The sequence below is a fragment of the Paraburkholderia sp. GAS41 genome (assembly GCF_050436545.1).
Taxonomy (GTDB): Bacteria; Pseudomonadota; Gammaproteobacteria; order Burkholderiales; family Burkholderiaceae; genus Paraburkholderia.
In genome coordinates this window covers 558,087-583,299 of record NZ_JBNDMK010000001.1, presented here as the reverse complement: position 1 = coordinate 583,299, position 25,213 = coordinate 558,087, and the positions used below count along the sequence as shown (strand labels likewise).

Sequence of the window (25,213 nt, the reverse complement as noted above, 5' to 3'; positions counted from 1 at the left end):
GACGTCAGTCCTGGGCGTAGGGTTCGTAGTTGTAGCTTGAGTAGCGATATCGCCCGTAGCCGTAACCGTATCGTCCGGGTCGCAGGCGCAGCCCGTTGAAGATGACGCCGCGAATCTCCACCCCGATCTGCGAAAGCTTGCGCGCGGACTCGCGAATCTCGCCAATCCCGGTTACACCCTGCCGCGCGACGATGAACATCGTTCCGGCCAGACGCGCCAGTTCCGTCGTCTCGGCCACCGGCAGGATCGGCGGCGCATCGCACAGCACCACGTCGTAGCCCGAGGCGAGACGCGTGAACAGGACATGCAGGTTGGCGTGCGAGAGCACCTCGCTTGGATTCGGCACATAGCTGCCCCGCGAAATGAAGTCGACCCCTGGCAAGACATCCTTCTGTAACACCTCGTCTGCGCGATGCGTGCCTAACACCAGTTCCGACAAGCCCGGTCCGCGTTCGATGCCGATGTGCCGGTGCAGAAATCCCTTGCGCAGATCCGCATCCACCAGCAGCACGCGCTTGCCGGAAGCGCCGACCACGGCCGCCAGATTGAGCGAGATAAACGACTTGCCGATCGCGGGGGTCGGTCCCGTGATCAGCACCAGACGATTGCGCGCCTCGTGCATCGTGAATTCGAGCGCGGTACGGAAGCTGCGCAAGCTCTCGATCGCCGGATCGGTATTGGCCGACCCGGCAAGGACCAGCCCCTTCGAGGGCGATACGCGGCGCGAGCGCGTCAGCAGTTCCTCATTGCGGCTGTGCGGCACGCTCGCGTAGACCGGCAGCCCCGTCAGCCGCTCGATTTCGTACGGATCGTCAATCGCGTCGAACAGCTTGCGCCGCGTCAACGCAACCCCTACGCCAATGAACAGCCCCAGCAGCAGCGCGCCCGCAATCACCAGCGCGCGCTTCGGCCGGATTGGCTCTTCCGGTACCGCGGCCGTATCGACCAGCCGCACGTTGCCGACCTTGCCCGCCTTCACGAGCCGCAACTGCTCCTGCGTGTTGAGCAGACTCGTGTACAGGTCGGTGTTGACCTGCACGTCACGCTGCAGCCGCAACACGTCCTGTTCGAGCGGCGGTAACGCACGCGTTTCGCCCGCAATCCGCTCGATTTCCGCCTGCGCCGTTTGCAACTGGGCATCCACCGCGAGGACGGCCGGATGTTCCGAGGTATAGCGCGCCAGCAGATCCTCGCGCTTCTGCTGCAGATCCGCACGGCGTGCTTGCGCCTCCACCGAGCGTTGCAGCAAGGAGGTCGCCTCCTCACTCAGATCGACCGTACCGTGGCTTGCGCGATACGTGTTGAAGCGGCTCTCCGAGGTCTCCAGCTGCGTCTTCAGTTCCGGCAATTGCGCTTCGAGGAAATGGATCGAATGTTCCGCTTCCGCTGACTTGCGCTGGACGTTCTGCCTCACGTACTCGGTGCCGATCGCGTTCAGGATGTCGCTGGTGCGCTTCGGATCCGTGCCGTCGAGCGTCGCGCCGATCACGTCGGACTGCTTCCCCTTCTCCGCAATCGTCAGGTCGTCCTGCAGTTTCTCGATGGTGACGAGGCGCGACGATCTGCGTAGCTGGAAAGTGGCCCCCGGGTTCCCCTGAATGTCGTCAACCAGCAATTCGAGCGGGCCGGTGGCGGTCGTCGCTCGCAGCGTTTGCCCGATTTCGCCATGCAGACGGATGTCGCCGTAGACGAGTTCGTAGGCGCGCCCCGTTCCTCTCGTTAGCGTGAAGGTGTGTTCGTAGAGATTCGCCGGCACGTCGAACACCGGCACGTCGATACGCTCCCTGCCCCATACGTAGCCACCGGGCCACGGCGTCGACACACCGTCCGCATGGTCGCTGATCCAGCGCCCGATCACCGGAACGTAGCGCGGCGAAGCGTGGATGAAGAGGCCGAGGTTATCCACCGCCCGGCTCACTACCGTGCGCGAGCGGAGCACTTCAATTTCGGCCGAGGCGGCGGTCTTGACATCGAACATCGACCCGGCGTCGCCGAACAGATTCTTCGTCGAACTGGGATTTTCCTCGACCTGGACCAGGATATCGGCCCGATACACCGGCTCTGCAAGCACGGCATACGCGATGCCGATCAGCAGCACGCATCCCGTCACCGCGGCGATCAGCTTGCGGTTGTCGTACAGCGCGTCCAGATACTTGCCGAGATGTTCCGGCGGCCGCTCGTCGGCGTCCACATAGTCGATCGGTGCATTGAGTGGGTTCATGCGCAAACTCCTAACTTCGATTCAGCTGTGAGACGCGACAGATGCCACGACCAGCGCTCGACGCCTTCGTAAATGCTGCGTAGCGCGACCTGATAGGCCTCCGCACCTTTCCTGTACGGATCGTCGATGTCCCGCTCTTCCAGCAGGCGGAACACTCGCCCGCGCGCAGCGGGATGGCGTCGCTCGATCACCCGCTTCTGGCGCTCGCTCATCACGAGTACTGGCCAGGACGCTTCGATCATCCATGAGTAGAGTGCCTGGGAGCGGTGCTCGCCGACATGCATCCCAACGGATGCCAGCAACGCGACGACCCGAGGATCTGCGCACATGCCGGGCACGGCATCGATTCCCGCCGACAGCACGCGGGCATCGGGTAGCGCCTGTCTGAAAACGGTTTCGGCCATGGGGCTGCGGCAGACGTTCGCAGTACAAATCACCAGAATGGGTTTCATCAGTAAGCTATGCTCCGGCCAGTAGCCAGGGTCTGGGCGCTCGGCAGGAACATCCCGACCACCCGGCTCCAGCGCACGAGGGATGACGCGTCGACGAACACCACGTCGTTCGCCTGCAATTCGAAGTTATTCGCGAGCGCCATCGCCGCCGGCGAGGTGGCATCCAGATGAAACACGGTGGGCGTTCCGGATTTCGGACTGCGTACCACGTACACCTGACCCGCGTCGCCCGAGTAGGGGCTGATCCCGCCGGCGTCGCCCAGCGCTTCGTTGAGGCTCAGACGTCCGTTGTTCAACGTGAGCGTGGTGGTATGTCCCACTTCGCCGAGCACGAAAACCTTGCTGTCGTTCTGCGAAAAGACCCGCACGAGATCGCCGTCACGCAGGATGATGTTGTCGGGATTGATGCCCTGCTCGATCATGCTGGCGAGGTTGACCACCACCGTCTTGTCGCCACGTGTCACGGCCACGACGGAGCGGTCGCCTTGCGGGGTGAAACCGCCCGCCCGGTTGATCGCTTCCGGCAGCGTCATGGGCAGGTCGTTCATGACCTGCAAGCCGGGCACGCGCACTTCGCCATCAAGGTAGATACGTTTGCTGCGGTAGGCCTGAATGCGCAGCGTCACTTGCGGGTTGCGGATGTAGCGCCCAAGCTGTTTCGCGAGCAGATCGCGTGCTTCCATTTCCGTCAGACCGCTCAACTTGAGCGCGCCGACATACGCAAACTGCACGGAACCGCTCGAATCGACGGTGTACCCCGAGACCACCGCATTCGAGCCCGATGCGTCGATCCCCGTGGGAGTTGTGACCACGGGCATATTGAGCTCCGGGTGGTCCCATACGATGATGCTCAACACGTCACCGGGTCCGAGGGCATAGGGACCTGCTTTGGAAAACAGGTCTTGCACGTCGCGCGGAATGCCCGGCACCACCGCTGCGCGCTCGTTCGCAATCAGTCCGGTGTTGATTTCCACCATCGCGCCTGCGGGCGCCGCGTCGCTCGTGGACGCCGCGGCAACGTCCGCGCCTGCGCCCGAACCACTGGCGGCGGGTGGTCTGCTGGCGGTTTCGCGACTGAGCGCCGCAGCGGCCCGGCCATCCCCGCCGGCCGCCTTGAAGGTCATGCCGGGCGCAAACGTGCAACCGGACAGCGCCATGGCGAACAGCGTGAAGCCGGCGAGGCAGCGTTTGCGCGCGGCTCTGGCCGCCCGCGTGTCATGTTTTCGGTCTGGGAGGGGTGAACCGGCCGGTTCGTTGACACCGGGAATTCGCGCGGAATGGTCCGCACCAGGAAACCCCAGCTTTCGCATTTCGGATTGTTTACGTAACATCGCTTCTGGCCCATTAGTATCAGTGGCAGGAACTCAACAAACGCTGCTGATCCCGCCTTTTAAACGCTCTTCCGGTCACCACACTTCCGATGGCTTGCCGGCCGCTCCGTACTCCAAACTTCTTCGCCTCGACATGAGAAGACTTGTTCGCTTCACCGCCGTGCTCGCTTCGCTTACAGCTTTCATAGCAACCGCACAATCCCAGCAGTCCCGCCCCGCTCATCCGGACGCGGCCAGTCATACCGAAGCGCGTTCCCAGATCGAAGCCATGACGCCGCAGCCCGCCTCCGCAGCACTGCCCGCTTCTGCCGCCTCCGCAGCTGCCTCAGCCACCGCCAAGCCGCGCGATCCGTATGCGGTAAGTTCGGGTAAGCACCTCACCAACCGCCAGAAACTCGCCCGTTTCAGCACCCAGCACAAAGACAGCACGGCGGCCAGCAACGCCAGCAATCCTTATCAATACGATGGCTGGAACAGCAAGGCGCTTTATTCAAGCCCCGAATCCGCCGCGCCCGGCACCGCCAACTAGGAACCCGCGATCGGCATTACCTGACGCCGATCGGATCGTTGGCGCCTGAGCAGCGCCTCCGGGCGGCGCAGCTCGACGCCAACGATTCAGTAAGCGCCTTCACGCCGCATCACGACGCCGACCGTTTTCAGCAGAATCGCCACGTCCTGCGAGAGCGACCAGCGCTGGACATACGACACATCGAGCGACACACGTTTCGCGTAGTCGACATCGTTGCGCCCGCTCACCTGCCACAAGCCCGTGATGCCCGGCTTCGCCATCAGGTAGTAGCGAACGTCGTGACCGTATCGTTCGAGTTCCTGTTCCACGACCGGACGCGGGCCGACGAGGCTCATATCGCCGCGCACGACGTTCCACAGTTGCGGCAGTTCGTCGAGACTCGTGCGGCGGAGAAAGCGGCCGATTGCGGTCACCCGTACGTCGTTTTTCAGCTTGAAGTCCTGCTGCCATTCCGCGCGAGCTGCCGGATCATTGGCGAGCAGTTCCTTCAGTACGACGTCCGCATTCACCACCATCGTTCTGAATTTCAGGCAGCGGAATTTGCGCCCGTTCTGGCCCACGCGTTCGTGCCCAAAAGTGACCGGACCACCGTCGCGTCGCACCAGTGCGGCAACCACCGCGAACAAGGGCGCCAACGCAACCAGCATTAAGAGTGCGCAGATCATGTCGAAGCCGCGCTTCACGGTGCGTCGAGCCGAACCTGCAACCGCGTGATCGTCTGCGAGCGAAGAGGTATGTGATGCGGTATGTGAAGCGGTATGCGCGCCGATACCGTGCAACGCGGCACAATGGGCGCGCTTGCCGAGACGCCAGAACAGCGTGAGCACACCGAGCGCCAGCGTGCGGGCGATCAGCAAGCCGAGGCCGCTGGTAATGGTCCAGTAGAGGAACCACAGACGGGACACGAGATGTGCACGATGCAGGACGTACAGCAGCACGAAACCGCAGGCCTGAACCACCAGCCAGGCGAGAATCGTCCGGCTCATCATGTTCAGAAGCGACTGCGTGCGCGGCGGCCGGTAGGTGCCGCAAGCCGGAAAGACCGATAAGGCCAGTGCGACGGCAAACGCCACGAGTGATCCGTCGAAATGCAGCAGACTTCCGGCATTGGCATCGTTGAGATGAATCGCCCCGAGCGCGCCCAACACAATAAGCACGCCGTCCAGCACGCGTGTAATGATCCCCGACATTTTTTAACCCCCGGTCCACAATCTCAATTCAACCGACTACTGAATCAGTAGTCCTTATCTGAAGCATCATTTTTTTATTCAAACGTTCTAGCCGGTCGAGCGTTACGTAACACGAATGACGCGTCACGTTGCACGCTATCGCCTGAAAAACCCTGGGTGTATCGTCAGAGCTCGATCTGGTCTGGACTTCAGCGCTATCTTGCGTTTCGTTGCAACGGTTTGCTGCGTGGTCCACACCCTAATAAGCAAAGACCAGGCCAGCGCAATGTCATGCGCGGCCGTAGTGATCTTCGAAACGTTGAATGTCGTCTTCGCCGAGATAGGAACCCGACTGGATCTCGATTAACTCGAGCGGGAGTTTTCCCGGGTTTTCAAGGCGATGTTTGACGCCAAGCGGGATATAGGTCGATTCGTTCTCGCTCAACAGGAACGTCTCTTCGCCGCGCGTCACGAGCGCTGTGCCCCGCACGACGATCCAATGCTCCGCGCGGTGATGATGCATCTGCAGGGACAGCGAGGCGCCCGGTTGCACAACAATGCGTTTGACCTGATAGCGCTCGCCGTGGTCCACCGACTCATAGGTGCCCCACGGCCGGTGCACCTTGCGCGGCGCGTCGGCCTCCGGGCATTGCCTCGCCTTCAGTTGCGAAACGAGACCCTTGACATGCTGGACGGCGTCTTTCGCGACCACCAGCACTGCGTCCGCGGTTTCGACCACCACGAGATCGCGCGTCCCCACACAGGCCACGAGCCGTCCTTCGGCGTGTACGAACGTCGATGACGCGCGTTCCAGCATCACCTGCCCCCGCGTCCCGTTGCCCGCCTCGTCTTTGGGAAGCGCATTCGCCACGGCATCCCACGAACCGACATCGGACCAGCCCGCGTCAAGTGGAATCACGACGGTGGCAACCTCATTGCGCAGATTGCCGATTCGTTCCATGACGGCGTAGTCGATTGAATCGGCCGGCGATGCAGCGAATGCATCCGGGTCAAGCCTGCAGAACTCGCCATCCATTTTCGAACCTTCGACGGCCTGCCGGCACGCAGCGAAGATGGCAGGCTGGAGTTCTCCGATCGCAGCCAGCCAGGTCGTTGCCCGGACCACATAGATGCCGCTGTTCCACCAATGCGTGCCGGAGGACACATAACGCTGCGCCAGTTCGATGCCGGGTTTTTCGACAAAACCATCAAGCTTGTAGCCGCCAAACGCGCTCAGCGGCGCACCGATCTTGAGGTATCCATAAGCGGTTTCGGCATGCGTCGGTACGACGCCGAGCGTCGCAATGTTGCCTTGATCCGCGTAATGGGTCGCGGCGCTCAGCGCGCGACGGAACGCGGTGGAGTCGTCTACTGCATGATCAGCCGGCATCACGACCATGATCGAGTCGCGGCCCTCGCGCGTCAGCATGAGCGCCGCGGCCGTCAGTGCCGCAGCGGTATCGCGGCGCGCCGGTTCAAGCACGATCTGCGCGGCCGCGCCCACTTCGCGTAACTGATGTGCGGTGATAAATCGTTGTGCCTCTGCGCATACCACCAGCATGCGTTCAGCGCAGGGATAGTTCGTTTCCAGTCCCTCGACATGACGGACGGTCTGTTGCAGAAGCGACTCGGTCTTTAGCAATCCGATCAACTGCTTCGGATATTGCTCGCGCGACAATGGCCACAGACGGGTACCCGAACCACCCGCCAGAATCACGGCACAGACATCGCTCTCGTGTTCATGCGCCGACACTCCGCAAGCAGCAGCCTGACCAAATGCCCTCTGTTCGCCCAGATGCCAGGGGCCGTCCAGTACCTCGATGTCGCTGCCATGCTCGTTGCGGTTTTCTGTACCCATGATTGCGCTTCCCCGTGTTGATGTGGTTTGTTGTCTTCACAACCTGTTTGCACATCCCGTGCCAATGGGGTCTGCAACACGAGGGCATTTCGCGGCGCAACAAAAAAGGCCTTTTCAAACAAGGCTCTTCGTCGTTGCGAGGGGGGGTGACAGGCGCTATCGACCGCGCGCTCAAGCTTTGGAAGGCCGGGATGTTACGTAGCGTGGCCGGTGGTGTTACGCACAATGGGAACGTTGAAACGTGATTGCTGTGGTTACTGCGCGTCACGAGCAGACGGGTGCAAGAGTGCACGCGTGCCCGTGACCTGCTGCGCGACGTTTTTTTCAAAGGACGCGCATACGTTGCGTGGACCGCTTACGTGCCGCTCGTGCCACCGACACCACCCGTCGGTGTCCCTGTGCCGCTGGAAGCCCCGCTAGAACCATTGCCGACCGCCGTCCCCGCCGCAAAGGCAGCGTTGACCAGGGTGCTGGCCGGTTGTCCATCGCTGCCGATCGCTCCGTCGGCCATCAGCGTATCCAGGTCTGCGTCGGCTCCAGGCTGTCCCGGCGTGAAAGACGCCGTGAGGAACGAGGTAGTCGAGAGCGTCACACCGTACATGGTCCGCAGCAGCTTGGCCACGCCGTCCTCAGCGTTTGCAATCAAGGTGCTGTTCGTCAGTGCGTTTTGATAGGTCGCATTCGTGGCAATTCCAGCGAGCAAGCCGTCCACCGTCGTGCCCAGTTCGCCTGCCAGATAGCTCAACAACAGCTGTGTGAGTGGCGTCACATTGAAGGTCCCCGAGCCTGCGGCGAACGAATTGAGCGTGATCGCACCGCTCGTTGCGCTGATCGAACAGGGCCCTTCAAACTGGAACGACGCGGAATAGGCGCCGTTTGCATTGGCGGTTGTGCTCCCTGCGCCACTCTTGCAGGTCAACTGAACAGTCGCATTGGCGAGTGCGGCCCCGACTGCGGCGGTTCCGCTCACGGTGCCTTTCGGCGAGCCACCTCCACCGCCACACGCCACCAACGCACTGGTTGCGAGCGCAACGGATCCAAATCGCAAGGTCTGCAGCGAGGCGGCGTTAAAAAGCTTCATCGATTTTCTCCTGGAGGACGTCATTGATAATTGACAGGCGCAAGGGCCTGTCCCTCGCCTACGTCTTGTGAATGGATGGGGCAGGCACCCGGCTCGCAGGCTGCCGAGCTTGAGGGCTCAGGCGTCTCCATTTGCGTATGCGGCTGCGCTGTAGGTGTGTCGTCATCAGGTCGCGTATAGCGAACGTAGGCATCGCGCATCCGGTAGAGCTGCGTCGCAAAGTACTCGGCGCTGAAGCGCCCCTGGTTCAGGTCAAGCGCCTGTGTGCTATAGGGGAAGTCCAGGTTCTGCGCCGCCACGGTATTCAGATAGTTCCGCGAACTGATACGCGTGCGGAAATCGAGCGCGAACTGTCCCGTTCCGTCCAGCTGACTGATACCCGGCTTCATGCCCTGACGCGGCGTAAGCGGGAAACTGATGGCCGCGCCAACAAAGGTCCCCTCGCCGCTGTGCTCGGCCGACACACTGACCGACACGTCATCGAACCAGCGCGTCAGTGTGACTAGTGGGCCCTTGTCGCCGTCGACATAGCGGGCCACGCCCGCTTCGATCCACATGTTCCATGCAGGCTGTACCCAGCGGTACGTCAGCACCGCGTTTTTCTCGTCGGGCAACGCCTCGTGACCCGGCTCCTGATGCAGATAGGCGAGCCTCAACCGCACCAGGTCCGGCCGTCCCGGCACGAACACAGTGGTCTCGTTCTCGACACCCAGGTAGTCGTAATCGAATTTGCCCACTGCCACCGCGTCGAACACCTGCGGCATCACCCAGAAGCTCTGGGCCAGCGCGGCACTCGTTAGGCCGCCACGCAGACGGTATTCGCCAAACACGCGGCCGTCGTTCATGTTTTTCGTGTTATAGATGGGCGCGATATAACTGCCGTACAGTTCCGCGCCACGCCACAGCGGCACGAACGCTTCGACGTCTGCTCCCACCGAGAAATCGAAATTGCCGTACTCGGTGCCGTACAGATAACTGGTGACCGGCTTGATCTGGATGCGCGTGAGTCCATGGCTGCGCGCATCGCCGTACCAGGTGATCGCATCGGCGTCGTACGTGGGACGCAAGTGCATCGTCAGCGTTCCGCTCGCCAGGCCCGGCGCCCCACCCGCAACGAACTGGGCATAGGCATTGCGATCCACGCTGACCTCGGCAATGGGTTCGTCCGCCTTCTTGATCACGGCACGAATCCGCTCGATGCCATGCGGCGCGTTGACACTTGCGACGCCCAGCACGACGCCCAGTGCGTCGGCTTCGTTCTGGTTATAGCGGTGATTTTCGTATTCGACGATCAGATCGCTTCCGCTGACACCGACCCGCACGCGCTCGAGTCCCGCCTCGACGAGCCGGTGCACAATGGCTTCCAGCGCGGATGTGTCCAGTGCCTGCGGCACCACTGGCACGGCCGGCGCGGCAGTGCCAGGGATAACGGATGGTTCTTCGCTGACGACAACCGAAGCATACGACTGCAGCGGCGGAACGTAGGCAATCGCATCACCCGCCCGGCCATTGTCTTTGGCGGTAGCGCTCGTCATGGCGAGCGGCGGCAGATTGTGTAGCGCAATAGCGTGACGGTCGCTCTCATCGTTTTCAGCCGCCGTCGTGCCCGCTGAATCGTCCTTGCACAGAGGATCGACACAACGCTGGGCACTGAACCGCCTTCCTAGCGGAATCTGCACACCAATCGAAACGGAGGCACGTGGCGCCACACCATCGGTCCTGCGCACCGATCCCATCAAGGTGCCCACCAGGCTCGCGTCGGCGAGCCAACTGATTGCCGGGGACTGGTAGCGGATCCCGGCATAGGGAGTCTTTGCATCGTCTTCAGCCAGCAGCGACAGCCCGGTATTCCAGAGCGCCAACTGCGCGCCGCCAAACACACCGTCCAGACGGTCGCCCTGCCCGTAGCCGAGCGTCAGCGTGGCCGGCCCGAACGCCTGCGACATCACGCCGTACTTGGAACGAAAGAAGTGCGACTGACCGCCCACGTCCGTTACGCCAAATGCAATATCTGGCTGATACCGGAAAAAGCGCGGCACTTCGACTTTGACGTCAGCCATCAGGTGACGAAGGATGAAGTGATCGGCGCCGGGAAGCAGCGCCGGTACATTGCCCGGATAGTTCGCGAGCCCTGCCGACACCTCCACGTAGGGAAACAGGCCAAACGCGCCCCAGTAGATCTGCGAGCCCGTGGCTTCCTTTCCGTAGCGCGGATCGAGGTAATCGTTGTATTGCGCTTCGGCGACACCGGATGGCAAGGTGAAGCCATAGGGAATGACCAGTCCTCCGGATTGACCGAGCGCGTTGAGGGCTGGGTCTACGGCCTGTGCCGGAAGGGAGAAGACCAGGGCCGCGCCAAGCGCGATCGCGGTCGGAATGCATTTGGGTGCTTGTGCAGGCGGTCTTTTGTGCATTTGTTTATTCTTGTGCGCGTCTTGGCGCGTTGTCGTTACACAAGCTTCTTTAACCGCCTCCGTGAACCTGCAAAGATCCCACGAAGACAGCGTCTCAGGCGCTCAACGCGGAACCTTCACCCCGCCGCGATAGAGCCGCCTTTCCCCGGATCAGCGTAACAATCAAAGAATGTATTGATTCGTAGTCCTACAGCTGACGTCGAGCATCCGGAATGTGAACTTCGACGCCCCCCGGGTCGCCCCACACTCCTTCGCTCCTGCGTGGCCGTGCACCACGGTTACGCAACGATTCCCGCCAGTTCGCGGACCGGCCGCGAGAGGAATCCGCCCTGCACCAGCACCCTGTCCCACCGGCTCAGCCACTGCGCCTGCTCTTGCGTCTCAACCCCGCTGACGATCACGCGCACGTCCAGCGTTTCGAACAACGCAAACATGGCCTCGACAATCTTGCAGGAGCGGGCGTCGCCAGGTACCGCCGCCGCCCACTCGCGCGTCAGCTTGACCGTATCGACATCAAGCGCAGCCAGGCTCGCAAGTGATGCCCGTCCCGCGCCGAATTCCCCGTATGAAATCCCCACGCCCAGATCTCTCACGTCCTCCGTGAGTGCGCGCACCGAGAGAATCCGCGCCGCATCCTCGCTCTCGGGCAGTTCCAGTTCCAGCAGATTCGGTGCAACGCCATGAGACTGCGCGATCTCGCGGATGTCCTGCGCAAAGCACTCGGACATTGCCACAGCGGGCTGAACGGTGATCGACACCGGACACGGTTGTAATCCCCGCGCCAGACAAACACTCAGTTCGTGACAGGCACGCTCAACCATGAAGCAACTCATCTGATAGGCGACATCCGATTGCTCGATCTGCGACATGAAAGCACCTGGCAGCAATAGCCCATACTGCGGATGCATCCAGCGCACTTGCGCCTCGGCCCGCGCGAGGCGTCTCGTGCCGACCTGATAGACACCTTGAAACATCAAATGGAATTCGCCCGCGTCCAGCCCCTCGGCCACGCGATCGCCCAAACTGTCCCGTACGTCTCCATCGGGTAGCGCATAGCGCTGCTGACCGAAGATTGCAGTTGCAAACGCGCCATCGCGCTGGCGCTCGGGCTGATTCCATATCTGCTGAGTCTGCATGGGCTTGCCTTCATCAAGTTGCCAAACAAACCTCTGAGAGCAACTTGTATGCCAATTTTCATTGGTCTCCGGCAGCGGCGTGCCCCGAAGCGGAAAAACTCTTTTAGAACAGGGATTTACAGTCTTGAGTCAGGGATGAGCGACGGCTCGTAGAACGTTCCGACGGACACGTTCTGCGGCCGTGTTACGTCGCGCGCGTTACGGCGTTACGCCGCCGCGTCACCGCACTGCCGGATACCGAGAAGGTCCATCGCGCGTTGTAACGTGCCTGCCCGGCGCCATGCAATGTAGCGCGCGTAACAGGTCTGCTGCGGCGGGAAACTCGCGGGGAGTCGATGCCACTTCTCCCCGGTGTGCTGAATCCACAGAATGGCATTCAGGATTTCGCGTGGCGCCCGGCGCGGTCTTCCGCGCGGCGATTGGGACTCGATAAACAGATGCTCGACGCGCATCCATGCGTCATCGGACAAGGGGATTTTTATCACGGGATTCGACGAATGAAATAGATGGTGCAGGCTCACTGCTCCCCTATAAATATCGCACCCGGAATTCTAAAGCCAGTGAAAACCTGAAGTTCGAAGTCTCGCGAACGGCAATTCAACTGTGTCTACCCGCAGGATTTTTTCTGTATTATTTTTCTTGCGCACGCCGTCGATCCGTGAGTCGCAAGTTCTGCGCATGCTTAACGATAGTTGGCTATACGTGTAGCGCCCAGCCATTCGGCGCGGCCGGCCAAACCCGTATTCAATAGTGAATGATCCTGACCCAATGGGAATACACTCAGGATATGACGAGCAAGGAGCGGTACCATGACCGACGCTACTCCGCAAAACACGTTTCGTGGCCTTCCTTTGACCGCAGAGCAGGATGCTGAGATCCGGCACTATATCAAGCAGAAAAAACGCCATGGCGCGCCGTGGAATACACCGGAATTAGCGGCCATGATTGCCGACATGCTCGAACCCCCGGGCGACGACGATGAGGCTTTCGATTTCGCGGACGACGAAACAGAAGCCACCGCCGAACGCGCGGCATTTTCTATCGACGATGCCATGGACCCCATCGAGGCGAGCGAGGAACGGACGGCTGCCATCGAAGCCGAAGCGATGAAGGGTTTCAGACGGTAATTGCGCGCGGCGGCTCGCTTTCGCAGCACAGGGTCTGTGCCCGGCGAAAAATCGCCGCTGCAGGGGCCGCGCGTTTCACCCCCACTCTCTGCCATGGCGCAACGCCGCAATCGGCGCCTGCGCCGTCGTACGCGGCTGCAATGGCCACTCTCAACAGCAGGAAGGCGGCCCGCGCCAGCGCCTGCTATCTCATCCAGACGCGCTTATCAGCAAAACCGCTAATGGATATCGCAAATGCTTGGTTTGAACCGGCAGGAGCCTTGACTACACTGCATTTTCATCTTGTTATAACAAGTTCCTCATGCCCAAGACCAATCTCCTGCCATTCTCGCCGCAGCCGCTTTACGAGCAGATCAAGGACACCCTGCGCGGCCGGATTCTCGATGGCACCTACGCACCGCACAGTCAGATGCCTTCGGAGCACGAACTGTGCGCCCTGTTCGACGTCAGCCGCATCACGGTGCGCCAGGCGCTGGGCGATCTGCAGAAAGAAGGCCTGCTTTTCAAGCTGCATGGCAAGGGTACCTTTGTCTCGAAGCCGAAGGCATTCCAGAATGTGACTTCGCTGCAGGGGTTCGGCGAGGCCATGTCGTCGATGGGCTACGAAATCGTCAACCAGTTACGCAGTTTTCAGATTGTCGAAGCGAGCCGCCATGTCGCCGCCAAACTGAATGTTCCAGAGGGCTCACCGGTGGCCGAAATCCATCGCGTGCGGCTGCTCAATCGCGAAGCCGTGTCGCTGGAAATTACCTGGTTACCCGAAGTGTTCGGCAAGCGTCTCGCCAATTCGGACCTCGTCACCCGCGACATTTTCCTGATTCTGGAAAACGACTGCGGTGTGCCGCTCGGCCATGCCGACGTGGCGATCGACGCGATTCTCGCCGACGATGAAATCGCCGCCGCGCTGCCGGTCGAGGAGGGCAGTCCGATATTGCGCATCGAGCGCCTTACGCACGATGCGGCGGGCACGCCCATCGATTACGAATATCTCTACTTCCGCGGCGACGCGTTCCAATACCGGCTGCGCACCGATCGTCGCAAGCCGCGCCGCAACGCGAGGAAAGCACCATGAATACGCATGTTCTGGAGTACGACGTAGTGATCGTGGGCGGTGGTACGGCCGGACCGATGGCCGCCATCAAGGCGAAGGAGCGCAATCCGGACCTGAAGGTGCTGGTGCTGGAAAAGGCCAACGTCAAGCGCAGCGGCGCAATTTCGATGGGGATGGACGGCCTGAACAACGCCGTGATTCCTGGCCACGCGACACCCGAGCAGTACACCCGCGAAATCACCATCGCCAATGACGGCATTGTCGACCAGGAAGCCGTCCATGCCTACGCGAAGCACAGTTTCACGACGATCGAACAACTTGATCGCTGGGGCGTGAAGTTCGAGAAGGACGGCACCGGCGACTATGCGGTCAAGAAGGTCCATCACATGGGCTCGTATGTGCTGCCGATGCCCGAGGGCCACGACATCAAGAAAGTGCTGTACCGTCAGCTCAAACGGGCGCGGATTGCCCTCACCAACCGGATCGTCGCGACGCGTCTTCTGATCGATGCGCAAGGGCGTGTCTGCGGCGTACTCGGTTTCGACTGCCGCACCGCGGATTTTTACGTGGTGCGCGCCAAAGCGGTGATTCTGTGCTGCGGCGCCGCGGGACGCCTGGGGCTGCCCTCGTCGGGCTATCTGATGGGCACCTACGAAAATCCCACCAATGCCGGCGACGGTTACGCGATGGCCTATCACGCCGGCGCCGCGCTCGCGAACCTCGAGTGCTTCCAGATCAACCCGCTGATCAAGGACTACAACGGGCCGGCCTGCGCCTATGTCACCGGGCCGCTAGGCGGCTTCACGGCCAACGGTAAGGGCGAACGCTTCATCGAATGCGATTACTGGAGCGGTCAGATGATGTGGGAGTTCTATCAGGAACTGCAAAGCGGCAATGGGCCAGTGTTCCTGAAGCTCGACCACCTCGCCGAGGAAACCATCCAGACGATCGAGCAGATCCTGCACACCAACGAACGTCCGAGCCGTGGACGCTTTCATGCGGGGCGCGGCACCGATTACCGGCAGCAGATGGTGGAAATGCACATCTCCGAGATCGGCTTTTGCAGTGGGCACAGCGCCTCCGGAGTTTATGTCAACGCGCGTGCCGAAACCACCGTGCCGGGACTGTATGCGGCGGGCGACATGGCGGCGGTGCCGCATAACTACATGCTCGGCGCCTTCACGTATGGCTGGTTTGCCGGTCAGAATGCGGCGGACTACGTAGCTGGCCGCGAGCACGCAGTGGTGGACGAACAGCAGGTCGCGGCGGAACGCGCGCGCGTTTATGCGCCGCTCGAACGCGCCAATGGCCACGCGCCGTCGCAGGTCGAATACAAGCTGCGGCGCATGGTGAACGACTATCTGCAGCCGCCCAAAGTGACGCGCAAGATGGAGATCGGCCTGCAACGTTTTGACGAAATCGCGGAGGACATCGACTCCATCCGTGCGCTCAATCCGCACGAACTGATGCGTGCGGCCGAAGTCCGCGCGATTCGCGACTGCGCGGAAATGGCTGCACGTGCCTCGCTTTTTCGCACCGAAAGCCGCTGGGGTCTTTATCACCACCGCGTCGACTTTCCGCAGCGCGACGACGCACAGTGGTTCTGCCACACGCATCTGCGCAAGGACGAGCATGGCCGCATGACGAGCGAGAAGCGCGCGGTCGAGCCTTATATCGTGCCGCTCGCCGACGACGAGCGCAGCGCTTACCAGAAACTCCGCATCCGCGATTCCGCCGCGCTCGCCGCAGCGGTTGAATAATCGACACGAGGCCATCATGTCCTATACGCCCCACGATATTCTTCAGCGCAGCAGCGCCCCGGTGACGATCGACGAAGACCTCTGCATTGCCGACAAAGGCTGCACGGTATGCGTCGACGTGTGCCCGCTGGACCTGCTTGCGATCGATCTGAGCAAGGGAAAAGCCTTTATGCAGTTCGACGAATGCTGGTACTGCATGCCTTGCGAGCGCGATTGCCCCACCGACGCAGTCAAGGTGGACATTCCTTACCTGCTGCGCTAGGACGCCGGCGCGCCATGGTGCATCCGCATTTGTCGGAGTCCTGAGCGCCCCACGTTTTGTTCGCACGCGTCGCGCCGCTTCGAAGCTGTGACGTTCCGATCCCTCATCCTGTTTCGACCCCTCAAGCCATGACTGTGCCGTCCAACATCGCCGCTCTCCTCGACGCATCCGATCCGCAGAGCGCCGCGCTGCTTGCGCGTCTCGCCGACGAAGACGCCGCCGTACGCCGCATCGCACTGCTCGACATCGCAGACCTCGAAGAAGTCGAACTGCTGCCCGCGCTGGTTGCCGCCTTGCGCGACGATCCCGCCGCTGAGGTCCGGCTCGAAGCGGCGCGCGTGCTTGCGTCGTGGGAACAGGAAGAGATTGTCGAAGCCCTCTGCGGCGCGCTGCTCGACACAGACGACGCAGTCCGCGCGGCCGCCGCACAGAGTCTTACCGAGTTAAAAGATCCGGCGTCGGGAGCCGTGCTAAGCCACTGGGTCGAACGTCCGGAGCCGTTCGTGCGGGCGGCGGCATTGCGAGGGCTGCGCGAACTGCGCTACAGCAACGCCTTCCTGCCGGCCCTGCATGCGCTGGCGGATCACGCGCCCACTGTCAGGCTGGAAGCGGTCGGCGTACTCGGCTGGCTGAAAGACGCGCGCGCGTTGCCGCCGCTCGCCGCGCTGGCGACGGAGGACGCAGAAACCGATGTACGGCGCGCGGCCGTCGGCGCACTGGGTTTCGCACCGGCCGCAGATACCGTCGTGACGACCGCGCTGCTCGGCGCTTTGCACGACCACGCCTGGCAGGTGCGCGAGGAAGGCGCCACGACGCTCGGCAAGCTGCGCGCCGCCTCGGCACGCGACCCGCTGATCGCCGCCCTCGGTGACGACTACTGGCAGGTGCGCCTGCGGGCAGTGCGCGCGCTCGGTCAGCTTGGTCAGCCCGGCGCCGCGCTGCCGGTCGCCGCCCTCCTCACCCATACAGTCAGCAACCTGCGCAAGGAAGCCGCGCTGGCACTCGGCGAACTGCGCGATCCACAGAGCTTGCCCGCACTGCGCGATGCGCTGCAGGATCGCGATCCGGACGTGCGCAAGGCGGTCCGCATCGCCTTGCAACAGATCGAAGGCGCTGCCACATGAGCGCGCCACAGCGAATCGTCATGGACGCCACCACGCGTACACTGACCCTGCAAGGGTTCGACGGACGCGAACGCCGCATCGCTCATGCGCAGTTGCGTCAAGCCTGTCGGTGCGCGCAATGCCGTCGCATCGTGCTCGATGGCGGCACGCTTCAGCCCTTTCCCGATGTGGTGCTGACCGACGTCCAGCCTATGGGTTATGGCGTGCAACTCGTCTTCAGCGACGGCCACGCGCGCGGCATCTATCCGTGGACGTATCTTGAGGCGCTGGCAGAGGCGGCGTCGCCATAGCTGCCGATTAGTGCTATTTTGGGGAACACGCCAACCCTTGTTCTCCACGTCACCTTGTCGAACGTGTGGGCCCACCCAGGAGAGCAGGCGCACAGGAGACAGACATGACGACCAAACCCAGCAAAAAGGAACATCTCGACGCAGCGGCATCGCATCACGAGCAGGCGGGGCGATTTCACCGCGAAGCGTCACGGCACTTCGAGGACGGCAAAGACTTCGCTCATGCCGCCCATCAGGCCATGATGGCGCACGGGCACACCTTGCACGCCATCGAGCGGGCGAACGAGGCCCACAAGCATCAGGCCGGCGCGCCGCTGGTCGTGCCGCCAACCACCGCCACCACCGATAGCAACACGAGCGCCGCACAGCACCACGCCATCGCAGCCGAGCTTCACGAGCAGGCAGCCCGCCATCTGCGCACCGCCGCGAAGCAATTCGAGCAGGACCGCAGTGCCGTTGCGCACGAGACGCAAGTGGCCGCCACGCTGGCGCTGCGCGGTCTGTCGCACAGCAACGAGGCGGCCAAGCAGCATGTCGCGGCGATGCGCGACAAAGATCACGCGAAGAACCCGGCGTAAGACTGGCGTCGAATTCCTGAAGCGACGTTTGCGCTAGCCGCCTGGCGTCGCCTGTTGCGCAAGCGTGCTGTCCACCATCGCCTGGGCCTCCTCAACGATGCGGCTCAGGTGCTCGTCGCCCAGGAAACTCTCGGCATATATCTTGTAGATGTCCTCGGTCCCTGATGGACGCGCGGCGAACCAGCCGCTCTTCGTGATCACCTTGATACCGCCAATCGCAGCCTGATTCGCCGGCGCGCGGTCGAGCACCTGCTCGATCTTTTCGCCGGCCAGCTGGGTGTGCGGAAACTGCGCGGGCGACAGCTTTCCCAGTTGGGCCCGCTGCGCTGCGTTCGCGGCCGCCTGCACGCGGCGTTCGGTCGGTATGCCTAACTGCTGGGTCAGGTCGCGGTAGATTTCGGCCGGGTCGCGGCCCATGCGTGTCGTGATTTCAGCCGACAGCAACGCGGGCACGATGCCATCCTTGTCGGTGGTCCACGCCGTGCCATCGAGCCTCAGGCAACTCGCGCCCGCGCTCTCCTCGCCGCCGAAGCCGAGCGAGCCGTCGACCAGGCCGTCGACGAACCATTTGAAGCCCACCGGCACTTCGTAAAGCGGGCGCCCGAGTTTGCCGGCGACGCGATCGATCATCTGGCTGCTGACGATGGTTTTGCCCACTGCCGCGCCAGCCGGCCAGTGGGGCCGATGCGCGAACAGATAATCGACCAGCACCGTGAGGTAGTGATTGGGCGGCAGCAGACCGGCCCCGCGCGTGACGATGCCATGGCGGTCGTGATCGGTATCGCAGGCAAAGGCGACGTCGAAATGATCGCGCTGCGCGAGCAGCGGCTGCATGGCGTAAGGCGAGGACGGATCCATGCGAATCCGCCCATCCCAATCGAGGCTCATGAAGCGGAAGGTGGGGTCCACTGCACCGTTGAGGATGGTCAGGTTCAGGCCGTATCGTTCCGCAATCGGCCCCCAGTAGTGCACACCCGCGCCGCCAAGCGGATCGACGCCGAGGCGGATCGGCGCACCACGAATCACATCCATGTCGATCACGTTGGCGAGGTCGTCGACATACGTGTTGAGGTAATCGTGCCGGTGCGTGGTCGACGCCGTCAGCGCGCGGGCCAGCGGCACACGCAGCAGGCCGTTAAGGCCGCTCTCCAGCAGGGCGTTGGCTGCCTTCTCGATCCAGCCGGTGACGCTACCGTCAGCCGGTCCGCCGTTGGGCGGGTTGTATTTGAAGCCGCCGCTTTCGGGCGGGTTGTGCGAAGGCGTCACCACGATGCCATCGGCGAGTCCGGACGTGCGGCCACGGTTATACACGAGGATCGCGCGCGAGACGGCCGGCGTGGGCGTGTATTCGCCGTCCGGCGCGATCATGACCTCGACGCCATTGCCGGCCAGCACTTCGAGCGCACTCGCGTTGGCGGGTTCGGACAGCGCGTGGGTATCGATGCCGAGAAACAGCGGTCCATCGATACCCTGCTGCTTTCGATAGTGACAGATAGCCTGGGTGATGGCGAGCACATGCCACTCATTGAAGCTGCGCTCGAACGGCGAGCCGCGATGCCCCGAGGTGCCGAACGCAACCCGTTGCGCGGCCAGCGCCGGGTCGGGTTGTTCGGCGTAGTACGCGGTGACGAGCCGGGGGACATTGACGAGCATGTCGTGCGACGGGAGCTTGCCGGCGAGAGGACTGACGTTCATGGATGCGCTCCAGTTGTGCTTCGCAAAACGTTGGAACGGGATGGGAACCGTTGTAACCGCTACGGTCAAAGCTCGCGATTAAGGCTCATTTGACCATTTATCGGGCTGTTCAGGAGTCCCGGATTACCCGAGCATACTCCGGTAAACCTGCGCCAAGTGTCGTTCGGCAATACGCTCCCGCGTCCAGTTTCGTCGCGCGTCCGCCTTTCCGCTCCGTAATCTATTCCCCGCGACTTTAAATATCTCTTCATTTTCATGCTCCCGTTGCGATAGCGCGTGCGCCGTATTCTGCGTCTCACTGAACAACGCACACGGGCCGTACGTAGCCGTACAGCCCGGTCGCCTCAAGCCCTTGCATGGAGATGAATCGATGAAACTCACGACGCTCGCCGTATTAGCCGGTATTTTCGCAAGCAGTGCGGCTTTGGCTCAGAATGCCCCCGCACAAAACAGCGCCCCTGCTAACGGCACCACCACCCTCGCCCAGCAGTCGCAAGGCAGTCAGTGGGCCGACGGCCAGGCCAGCGCGGGCAAGTCGCACGCCGAGGTCTATCAGAGTCTGGTCCATGCCGGACAGGACGGCCATCGTGCCTACCTGAACCGCACGCTGTACGCACATCATTGATATCGCGTGCTCCTCGCGCGGACCTACCCGGCGCTGCGCCAGCGTAGCGCGTGGCTCAGCGCACATTGCTCTGTAAAACTGATCAAATTCATGAAACTGCGGACCTTTTACTTCAAGCTGGTACGACTCGCCGTGTGCGTCGCCGCTGGCGCCACGTTGTGCGGATGCGCCTCCCTACACGGCGCACCAAACGGTCCCGGCGACTGCGTCGGACCGCCGGATTACTGCACGCCGTTCTTCGGCTCCTGACGGGCGAGCCGCTTGCCGTTTTTCTCCAGGTCTGCGGGGCATGCGCAGACATCGAGGCACCTCAATACACATCCCGCACGTAGCGCTTGTCGCGTGCCATGCCACTCACGTAGTCCTGCGCCTTGCCGTCGCTCATGCCTCCGTGGGTCGCCACCACGGCCTTCAACGCCGCGTCGACGTCTTTCGCCATCCGGTTGGCGTCGCCGCACACATAAAAGTGCGCCCCTGCTTCGAGCCATGCCCACAGTTGCGCGCCGTGTTCGCGCATGCGGTCCTGTACGTAGATCTTCTCGCTCTGATCGCGCGAGAACGCCAGATCGAGGCGGTTGAGCAGGCCCTTCGCGCGCATCGTTTCCAGTTCGTCACCGTAATAGAAGTCCGTCGCGGCATGCTGTTCGCCGAAGAACAGCCAGTTGCGGCCCGTGTCGCCGCGTGCCAGCCGTTCATGCAGGAATCCGCGGAACGGCGCCACGCCGGTGCCTGGGCCCACCATGATCATCGGCGTGTCGCCGTTGCGCGGTGGCCGGAAATGCGCGGACTTCTGCACGTACACGGGCACACTGACTTCACCCGCGCGATCCGCGAGAAAAGTGGATGACACGCCTTTGCGCTGACGGCGGCCGTTGTTGTAGCGAACCGCCGCTACCGTCAGGTGGATTTCACCCGGATGCGCCTTCGGACTCGATGCAATCGAGTAGAGCCGGGGTTGCAGGCGTTTGAGCGTGCCCAGCAACTCGGACGCCGTCAGCGTCACGGGGAACTCGTGCAGCACGTCGGCCAACTGCTGGCCCCACAACCATTTCTTCAGATCCGCCTTGCGGTCTTCGCCCAGCAACGCGCCGAGCGCGCCGCTGCGATCGCGTGAGGCGATGAACGTCAGTGCCTCGGCGCTCGGCCGGGCAATTTCGTAGTGCTTGCCGAGTGCATCGGCGAGGCGCATCTCGCCGACACCGCTGACGCTCACCGCCGCATCCGCTGCGAGTCCGCTCAAGCCGATCAGTTCGTCGACCAGTTCCGGACAGTTGCTCGGCCACACGCCCAACGCGTCGCCTACCTCATACTCGAGACCCGAACCCGCGGTCGACAAGGAGAAATAGCGCGTATCCTTCGACGCCCCCTGCTTGTTGAGCCGCACGTTCGTCACGAGCCGCGAGGCCGCGGGACGCGCTTTGGTCGCGAGCGTGCCCGGCAGGACCGAGGGAATCATGCCGTCCGCTGGAACTTCATGGAGTGCGGCGTCTTCTTCCTTGATGCGCGCGACGATCCGTTCGAGCCACGCGTTGGCCGCCGGTTGAAACTCGGAATCGCAGTCGACGCGCGGCAACAGGCGTTGCGCGCCCTGCTCCGCCAGGCGCCTATCCAGTGCACGGCCATGGCCGCAGAACGCATCGTAATTACGATCGCCGAACGCCAGCACCGCATAGCGCACCGTGTCGAGACGCGGTGCGTTGTCAGCCTGCAGCGCGCTCCAGAAACTCGCGCCGTTGTCCGGCGCGTCGCCATCGCCGAAGGTGCTCGACATCAGCAGCACGTATTGCGCTTTCGCCAGCGCGGAAACATCGTAATCCGCCATACAGGTCGTGCGAATCTCGAACCCCGACTCCATCAGCTGGGTCGCGTATGCCTCCGTCAGCGATTCGATATTGCCCGTTTGCGAGGCCCACAGCAGCAGCACCTTCGGCCGCGCCCGCGCGATCCGCACCGCGGATGAAGAGGCTGTCGCGTCCGCCGTCACCAGCGACGGCGTGCCGGTATCCGCACGATCCGTACGGCTGTACAGGCCGGCGAGCATGCCGTCGAACCACAGGCGGGTGGCGAGCGGCAGCGGCGCGCTCGCCGGCAGCAGCGGCACGCTGTTCGCTTCACCACGCGGGCTGCCGCGCAGTCCTGCGACGAAACCGGCTACGTAGGCACGTTGAGCGTCGTCGAGCTGCGGCGCGGGCACTTCCGGCATGCCGAGCAGGTGTACGAGGGCGTCGATACGGGACATGTCCCTTTCCTTGGTAGAACTGACATCCGCCGCGAGCGCCGGGGCCGCGGTTTCGATGCCGGAGTGAAGGGTGTCGGAGCCGGCCGAATCGTCTGGCGCGGTGAGCGGTTCCGCTGCGACGCGCGTGAGCGCGACGGCGCAGAACTTGAGTTCCGGCTGTTGCGAGATCGGGTCGACTGCGTCGTGGGTCACCGCGTTGATGCAGAGGTCTTCGCCATACACGTCGTTCCAGTGCATCGGCGCAAAGCATGAACCGGCGCGCACGCGCTCGGTCACGACCGCAGGCAGCACCGCGCGGCCGCGCCGCGAACGCACTTCGACGCGATCCTTCGCTTCGATACCCAGCGCGACGGCATCTTCCGGGTGAATCTCGATGAACGGCTTCGCGTTGAGCTTGTTGAGCATCGGGATCTTGCCGGTCTTGGTCATCGTGTGCCATTGATGCTGCAGGCGCCCGGTGTTCAGCACGAGCGGAAATTCCGCCGATGGCAGTTCGGCGGGTTCCGTATGCGGCCGCGCGAAGAACACAGCCTTGCCGCTCGCAGTCGGGAAGACCAGCGCCGGCCGGCTGCCGTCCGGCAACGCCTTGAGCGTCTGACTGACGCCGTCGTTCAGATAACGAAGCGGGTTGCGGTCATGCGCCGCATCCGGCGCGCACGGCCACTGCAGCGGGGTTTCGCGCAACCGTGCATGGCTCGCGCCGCGCAGGTCGTAGCCGGTTTTCGGATTCGACGCACGGGTGATCTCCGCGAATACTTCGTCAGCCGTTGCATAGCTGAACGCCTCCACGAAGCCCATTTCGCAGGCCACCCGCGCGATGATCTGCCAGTCCGGCAGTGCCGCGCCCGGCGGGTCGATGGCCTTTTGCATGAGCGTCATGTTGCGCTCGGAGTTGATCATCACGCCTTCCGCTTCGGCCCACAGCGCGCCGGGCAACAGCACGTCGGCGTAACGATTGGTCTCGGTGTCGAGAAACGCATCTTGCGCGATCACCAGTTCCGCGGCCTGCAAGCCTGCAATCACGTTCTGTCGGTTCGCGACGCTGGCCACCGGATTCGTGCAGATGATCCAGCAGGCCTTGATTTCACCTTCGGCCATGCGCGAGAACATGTCGATGGTGCCTTTTCCGAGCGCCGTCCTGAGGGTACCGGGTGCGACCTGCCACAGGTCCTCGACGAACGCACGGTCCTCCTCCACCAGCACCGAGCGTTGGCCCGGCAAACCCGGCCCCATGTAGCCCATTTCGCGGCCGCCCATGGCATTGGGCTGGCCCGTCAGCGAAAACGGTCCGCTGCCCGGGCGGCAAATCTTGCCCGTCGCCAGATGCAGATTGCAGATGGCGTTGGTGTTCCAGGTGCCGTGTGTGCTCTGGTTCAGACCCATGGTCCAGCAACTCATCCATTCCGGCGCGGCGCCGATCCATTGCGCGGCGGTGCGGATATCCGCCTCGGGCAGACCGGTGATGGCCGCCACCTTGTCCGGCGTATAGTCCGCGAGAAAAGCCGGCATGTCGTCCCAGCCCTGGGTCGCGGCGGCGATGAACGCCGGGTTCGTATGACCGTTTTCGTGCAGCAGATGCAGCAGGCCGTTCAGCAGCGCGAGGTCGGTGCCCGGCTTGATCTGCAGGAACAGGTTCGCCTTGTCCGCAGTCGTGTTGCGACGTGGATCGACCACGATCAGTCTGGCGCCGGCCTTGACGCGCTCCATCATGCGCAGATACAGGATGGGATGGCAATCCGCCATATTGGCGCCGATCACGAAGAACAGATCGGCCTTGTCGAAATCCTGATACGAGCCTGGTGGGCCATCGGCGCCCAGCGAGAGCTTGTAGCCGCTGCCGGCGCTCGCCATGCACAGGCGCGAGTTCGATTCGATATTGTGGGTGCCGACGAAACCCTTGGCGAGCTTGTTGACGAGATACTGTGCCTCGATGGACATCTGCCCCGAGACGTAGAACGACAACGCGTCGGGGCCATGCTTGTCGAGCAGCGCGCGCAGGCGGCGGCCGGTGTCGGCAATGACCTGGTCGATCGGCAGCGGGATTGGGTCGCTATTGCGCTCGCGACGCTCGAATGCGCTGTCGAGACGTCCGGACTTGCGCAATGCAACGTGGGCCGACGAGCCCTTGGTACAGAGTCGTCCGAAATTGGCCGGATGCTCCTTGTCCCCGGAGATCTTGACGACCTGGCCGCCCTCCACCTGCAGGACCATCCCGCAGCCCACGCCGCAGTAGGGGCACACCGTCTTGACGCTTGCGTTGCTCATCACGTG

At 62.8% G+C, this 25,213-nt stretch carries 21 protein-coding genes; 10 read left to right on the top strand and 11 right to left on the bottom strand.

Going from position 1 to position 25,213, the window contains the following annotated elements:
• Positions 1 to 4 precede the first annotated feature (4 nt).
• The 3 genes from P3T43_RS02570 to P3T43_RS02560 are packed head-to-tail and all read right to left on the bottom strand — an operon-like array spanning position 5 to position 3,830.
• Complete coding sequence (locus P3T43_RS02570) at positions 5 to 2,221, bottom strand: GNVR domain-containing protein (protein ID WP_429279448.1); 2,217 nt, start codon at positions 2,219 to 2,221, stop codon at positions 5 to 7.
• Positions 2,218 to 2,673, bottom strand: coding sequence for a protein-tyrosine-phosphatase (locus P3T43_RS02565; protein ID WP_429279447.1), 456 nt, complete (start codon positions 2,671 to 2,673; stop codon positions 2,218 to 2,220). The genes P3T43_RS02570 and P3T43_RS02565 overlap by 4 nt, the downstream gene beginning before the upstream one ends.
• A complete protein-coding gene (locus P3T43_RS02560; protein ID WP_429279446.1) occupies positions 2,673 to 3,830 on the bottom strand; it encodes a polysaccharide biosynthesis/export family protein in 1,158 nt (385 codons plus the stop codon). The genes P3T43_RS02565 and P3T43_RS02560 overlap by 1 nt, the downstream gene beginning before the upstream one ends.
• Between P3T43_RS02560 and P3T43_RS02555 the strand changes: the two genes are divergently transcribed.
• Positions 3,829 to 4,533, top strand: coding sequence for a hypothetical protein (locus tag P3T43_RS02555; protein WP_429279445.1), 705 nt, complete (start codon positions 3,829 to 3,831; stop codon positions 4,531 to 4,533). The genes P3T43_RS02560 and P3T43_RS02555 overlap by 2 nt on opposite strands.
• Positions 4,534 to 4,619: 86 nt before the next feature.
• Here the strand turns inward: P3T43_RS02555 and P3T43_RS02550 are convergent, their stop codons facing one another.
• The 6 genes from P3T43_RS02550 to P3T43_RS02525 form a co-directional block, all read right to left on the bottom strand.
• Positions 4,620 to 5,723, bottom strand: a complete 1,104-nt coding sequence (locus P3T43_RS02550; protein WP_429279444.1) for a sugar transferase — start codon at positions 5,721 to 5,723, stop codon at positions 4,620 to 4,622.
• A gap of 268 nt (positions 5,724 to 5,991) precedes the next feature.
• A complete protein-coding gene (locus P3T43_RS02545) occupies positions 5,992 to 7,560 on the bottom strand; it encodes a mannose-1-phosphate guanylyltransferase/mannose-6-phosphate isomerase (RefSeq protein ID WP_429279443.1) in 1,569 nt (522 codons plus the stop codon).
• Positions 7,561 to 7,915: 355 nt separating this feature from the next.
• The gene (locus P3T43_RS02540) at positions 7,916 to 8,641 is read right to left on the bottom strand and encodes a carboxypeptidase regulatory-like domain-containing protein (RefSeq protein ID WP_429279442.1); all 726 of its coding nucleotides are present in this window, start codon (positions 8,639 to 8,641) and stop codon (positions 7,916 to 7,918) included.
• A 20-nt stretch (positions 8,642 to 8,661) separates the two neighbouring features.
• Positions 8,662 to 11,055 (bottom strand): YjbH domain-containing protein, encoded by a 2,394-nt coding sequence (locus tag P3T43_RS02535; RefSeq protein ID WP_429279441.1) that lies wholly within the window; start codon positions 11,053 to 11,055, stop codon positions 8,662 to 8,664.
• A 278-nt stretch (positions 11,056 to 11,333) separates the two neighbouring features.
• Positions 11,334 to 12,191 carry an EAL domain-containing protein gene (locus tag P3T43_RS02530; RefSeq protein WP_429279440.1) on the bottom strand — a complete coding sequence of 286 codons (858 nt, stop codon included), beginning with the start codon at positions 12,189 to 12,191 and terminating at the stop codon, positions 11,334 to 11,336.
• 206 nt (positions 12,192 to 12,397) lie between these two features.
• Positions 12,398 to 12,676: a transposase gene (locus P3T43_RS02525; RefSeq protein WP_429279439.1), complete on the bottom strand. Its 279-nt coding sequence runs from the start codon at positions 12,674 to 12,676 to the stop codon at positions 12,398 to 12,400.
• A gap of 324 nt (positions 12,677 to 13,000) precedes the next feature.
• On the opposite strand from P3T43_RS02525, the gene P3T43_RS02520 reads away from it, so the two are divergent.
• From P3T43_RS02520 to P3T43_RS02490, 7 genes are all read left to right on the top strand, one after another.
• Positions 13,001 to 13,318, top strand: coding sequence for a hypothetical protein (locus tag P3T43_RS02520; protein ID WP_429279438.1), 318 nt, complete (start codon positions 13,001 to 13,003; stop codon positions 13,316 to 13,318).
• 301 nt (positions 13,319 to 13,619) lie between these two features.
• Complete coding sequence (locus P3T43_RS02515) at positions 13,620 to 14,390, top strand: GntR family transcriptional regulator (RefSeq protein WP_429279437.1); 771 nt, start codon at positions 13,620 to 13,622, stop codon at positions 14,388 to 14,390.
• Positions 14,387 to 16,129, top strand: a complete 1,743-nt coding sequence (locus tag P3T43_RS02510) for a fumarate reductase/succinate dehydrogenase flavoprotein subunit (protein ID WP_429279436.1) — start codon at positions 14,387 to 14,389, stop codon at positions 16,127 to 16,129. The genes P3T43_RS02515 and P3T43_RS02510 overlap by 4 nt, the downstream gene beginning before the upstream one ends.
• A 16-nt stretch (positions 16,130 to 16,145) precedes the next feature.
• Positions 16,146 to 16,391, top strand: a complete 246-nt coding sequence (locus tag P3T43_RS02505) for a 4Fe-4S dicluster domain-containing protein (RefSeq protein WP_429279435.1) — start codon at positions 16,146 to 16,148, stop codon at positions 16,389 to 16,391.
• Positions 16,392 to 16,519: 128 nt separating this feature from the next.
• A complete protein-coding gene (locus tag P3T43_RS02500; protein ID WP_429279434.1) occupies positions 16,520 to 17,515 on the top strand; it encodes a HEAT repeat domain-containing protein in 996 nt (331 codons plus the stop codon).
• Positions 17,512 to 17,805, top strand: coding sequence for a DUF971 domain-containing protein (locus tag P3T43_RS02495; RefSeq protein WP_429279433.1), 294 nt, complete (start codon positions 17,512 to 17,514; stop codon positions 17,803 to 17,805). Before P3T43_RS02500 ends, P3T43_RS02495 begins: the two co-directional genes overlap by 4 nt.
• A 104-nt stretch (positions 17,806 to 17,909) precedes the next feature.
• Positions 17,910 to 18,383 (top strand): hypothetical protein, encoded by a 474-nt coding sequence (locus P3T43_RS02490; protein WP_429279432.1) that lies wholly within the window; start codon positions 17,910 to 17,912, stop codon positions 18,381 to 18,383.
• 33 nt (positions 18,384 to 18,416) lie between these two features.
• Here the strand turns inward: P3T43_RS02490 and pgm are convergent, their stop codons facing one another.
• Complete coding sequence (gene pgm, locus P3T43_RS02485; protein WP_429279431.1) at positions 18,417 to 20,078, bottom strand: phosphoglucomutase (alpha-D-glucose-1,6-bisphosphate-dependent); 1,662 nt, start codon at positions 20,076 to 20,078, stop codon at positions 18,417 to 18,419.
• Positions 20,079 to 20,448: 370 nt separating this feature from the next.
• Between pgm and P3T43_RS02480 the strand changes: the two genes are divergently transcribed.
• Both P3T43_RS02480 and P3T43_RS02475 read left to right on the top strand, forming a co-directional pair.
• On the top strand, positions 20,449 to 20,703 hold the full coding sequence (locus P3T43_RS02480) for a DUF4148 domain-containing protein (protein WP_429279430.1): 255 nt from the start codon (positions 20,449 to 20,451) through the stop codon (positions 20,701 to 20,703).
• A gap of 90 nt (positions 20,704 to 20,793) precedes the next feature.
• Complete coding sequence (locus P3T43_RS02475) at positions 20,794 to 20,952, top strand: hypothetical protein (protein WP_429279429.1); 159 nt, start codon at positions 20,794 to 20,796, stop codon at positions 20,950 to 20,952.
• Positions 20,953 to 21,013: 61 nt separating this feature from the next.
• Here P3T43_RS02475 and P3T43_RS02470 read toward each other — a convergent pair whose 3' ends face one another.
• Positions 21,014 to 25,207: a molybdopterin-dependent oxidoreductase gene (locus P3T43_RS02470; RefSeq protein WP_429279428.1), complete on the bottom strand. Its 4,194-nt coding sequence runs from the start codon at positions 25,205 to 25,207 to the stop codon at positions 21,014 to 21,016.
• Positions 25,208 to 25,213 lie beyond the last annotated feature (6 nt).

Excerpts from the sequence above, each read along its gene's own strand:
- P3T43_RS02470 (WP_429279428.1), bottom strand. The coding sequence starts at position 25,207 with ATGAGCAACGCAAGCGTCAAGACGGTGTGCCCCTACTGCGGCGTGGGC.
- P3T43_RS02570 (WP_429279448.1), bottom strand. The coding sequence starts at position 2,221 with ATGAACCCACTCAATGCACCGATCGACTATGTGGACGCCGACGAGCGG.
- P3T43_RS02495 (WP_429279433.1), top strand. The coding sequence starts at position 17,512 with ATGAGCGCGCCACAGCGAATCGTCATGGACGCCACCACGCGTACACTG.
- P3T43_RS02520 (WP_429279438.1), top strand. The coding sequence starts at position 13,001 with ATGACCGACGCTACTCCGCAAAACACGTTTCGTGGCCTTCCTTTGACC.
- P3T43_RS02550 (WP_429279444.1), bottom strand. The coding sequence starts at position 5,723 with ATGTCGGGGATCATTACACGCGTGCTGGACGGCGTGCTTATTGTGTTG.
- P3T43_RS02505 (WP_429279435.1), top strand. The coding sequence starts at position 16,146 with ATGTCCTATACGCCCCACGATATTCTTCAGCGCAGCAGCGCCCCGGTG.
- P3T43_RS02540 (WP_429279442.1), bottom strand. The coding sequence starts at position 8,641 with ATGAAGCTTTTTAACGCCGCCTCGCTGCAGACCTTGCGATTTGGATCC.
- P3T43_RS02535 (WP_429279441.1), bottom strand. The coding sequence starts at position 11,055 with ATGCACAAAAGACCGCCTGCACAAGCACCCAAATGCATTCCGACCGCG.
- pgm (WP_429279431.1), bottom strand. The coding sequence starts at position 20,078 with ATGAACGTCAGTCCTCTCGCCGGCAAGCTCCCGTCGCACGACATGCTC.
- P3T43_RS02480 (WP_429279430.1), top strand. The coding sequence starts at position 20,449 with ATGAAACTCACGACGCTCGCCGTATTAGCCGGTATTTTCGCAAGCAGT.
- P3T43_RS02565 (WP_429279447.1), bottom strand. The coding sequence starts at position 2,673 with ATGAAACCCATTCTGGTGATTTGTACTGCGAACGTCTGCCGCAGCCCC.
- P3T43_RS02510 (WP_429279436.1), top strand. The coding sequence starts at position 14,387 with ATGAATACGCATGTTCTGGAGTACGACGTAGTGATCGTGGGCGGTGGT.
- P3T43_RS02545 (WP_429279443.1), bottom strand. The coding sequence starts at position 7,560 with ATGGGTACAGAAAACCGCAACGAGCATGGCAGCGACATCGAGGTACTG.
- P3T43_RS02560 (WP_429279446.1), bottom strand. The coding sequence starts at position 3,830 with ATGGCGCTGTCCGGTTGCACGTTTGCGCCCGGCATGACCTTCAAGGCG.
- P3T43_RS02490 (WP_429279432.1), top strand. The coding sequence starts at position 17,910 with ATGACGACCAAACCCAGCAAAAAGGAACATCTCGACGCAGCGGCATCG.
- P3T43_RS02515 (WP_429279437.1), top strand. The coding sequence starts at position 13,620 with ATGCCCAAGACCAATCTCCTGCCATTCTCGCCGCAGCCGCTTTACGAG.
- P3T43_RS02475 (WP_429279429.1), top strand. The coding sequence starts at position 20,794 with ATGAAACTGCGGACCTTTTACTTCAAGCTGGTACGACTCGCCGTGTGC.
- P3T43_RS02500 (WP_429279434.1), top strand. The coding sequence starts at position 16,520 with ATGACTGTGCCGTCCAACATCGCCGCTCTCCTCGACGCATCCGATCCG.
- P3T43_RS02530 (WP_429279440.1), bottom strand. The coding sequence starts at position 12,191 with ATGCAGACTCAGCAGATATGGAATCAGCCCGAGCGCCAGCGCGATGGC.
- P3T43_RS02555 (WP_429279445.1), top strand. The coding sequence starts at position 3,829 with ATGGCGAACAGCGTGAAGCCGGCGAGGCAGCGTTTGCGCGCGGCTCTG.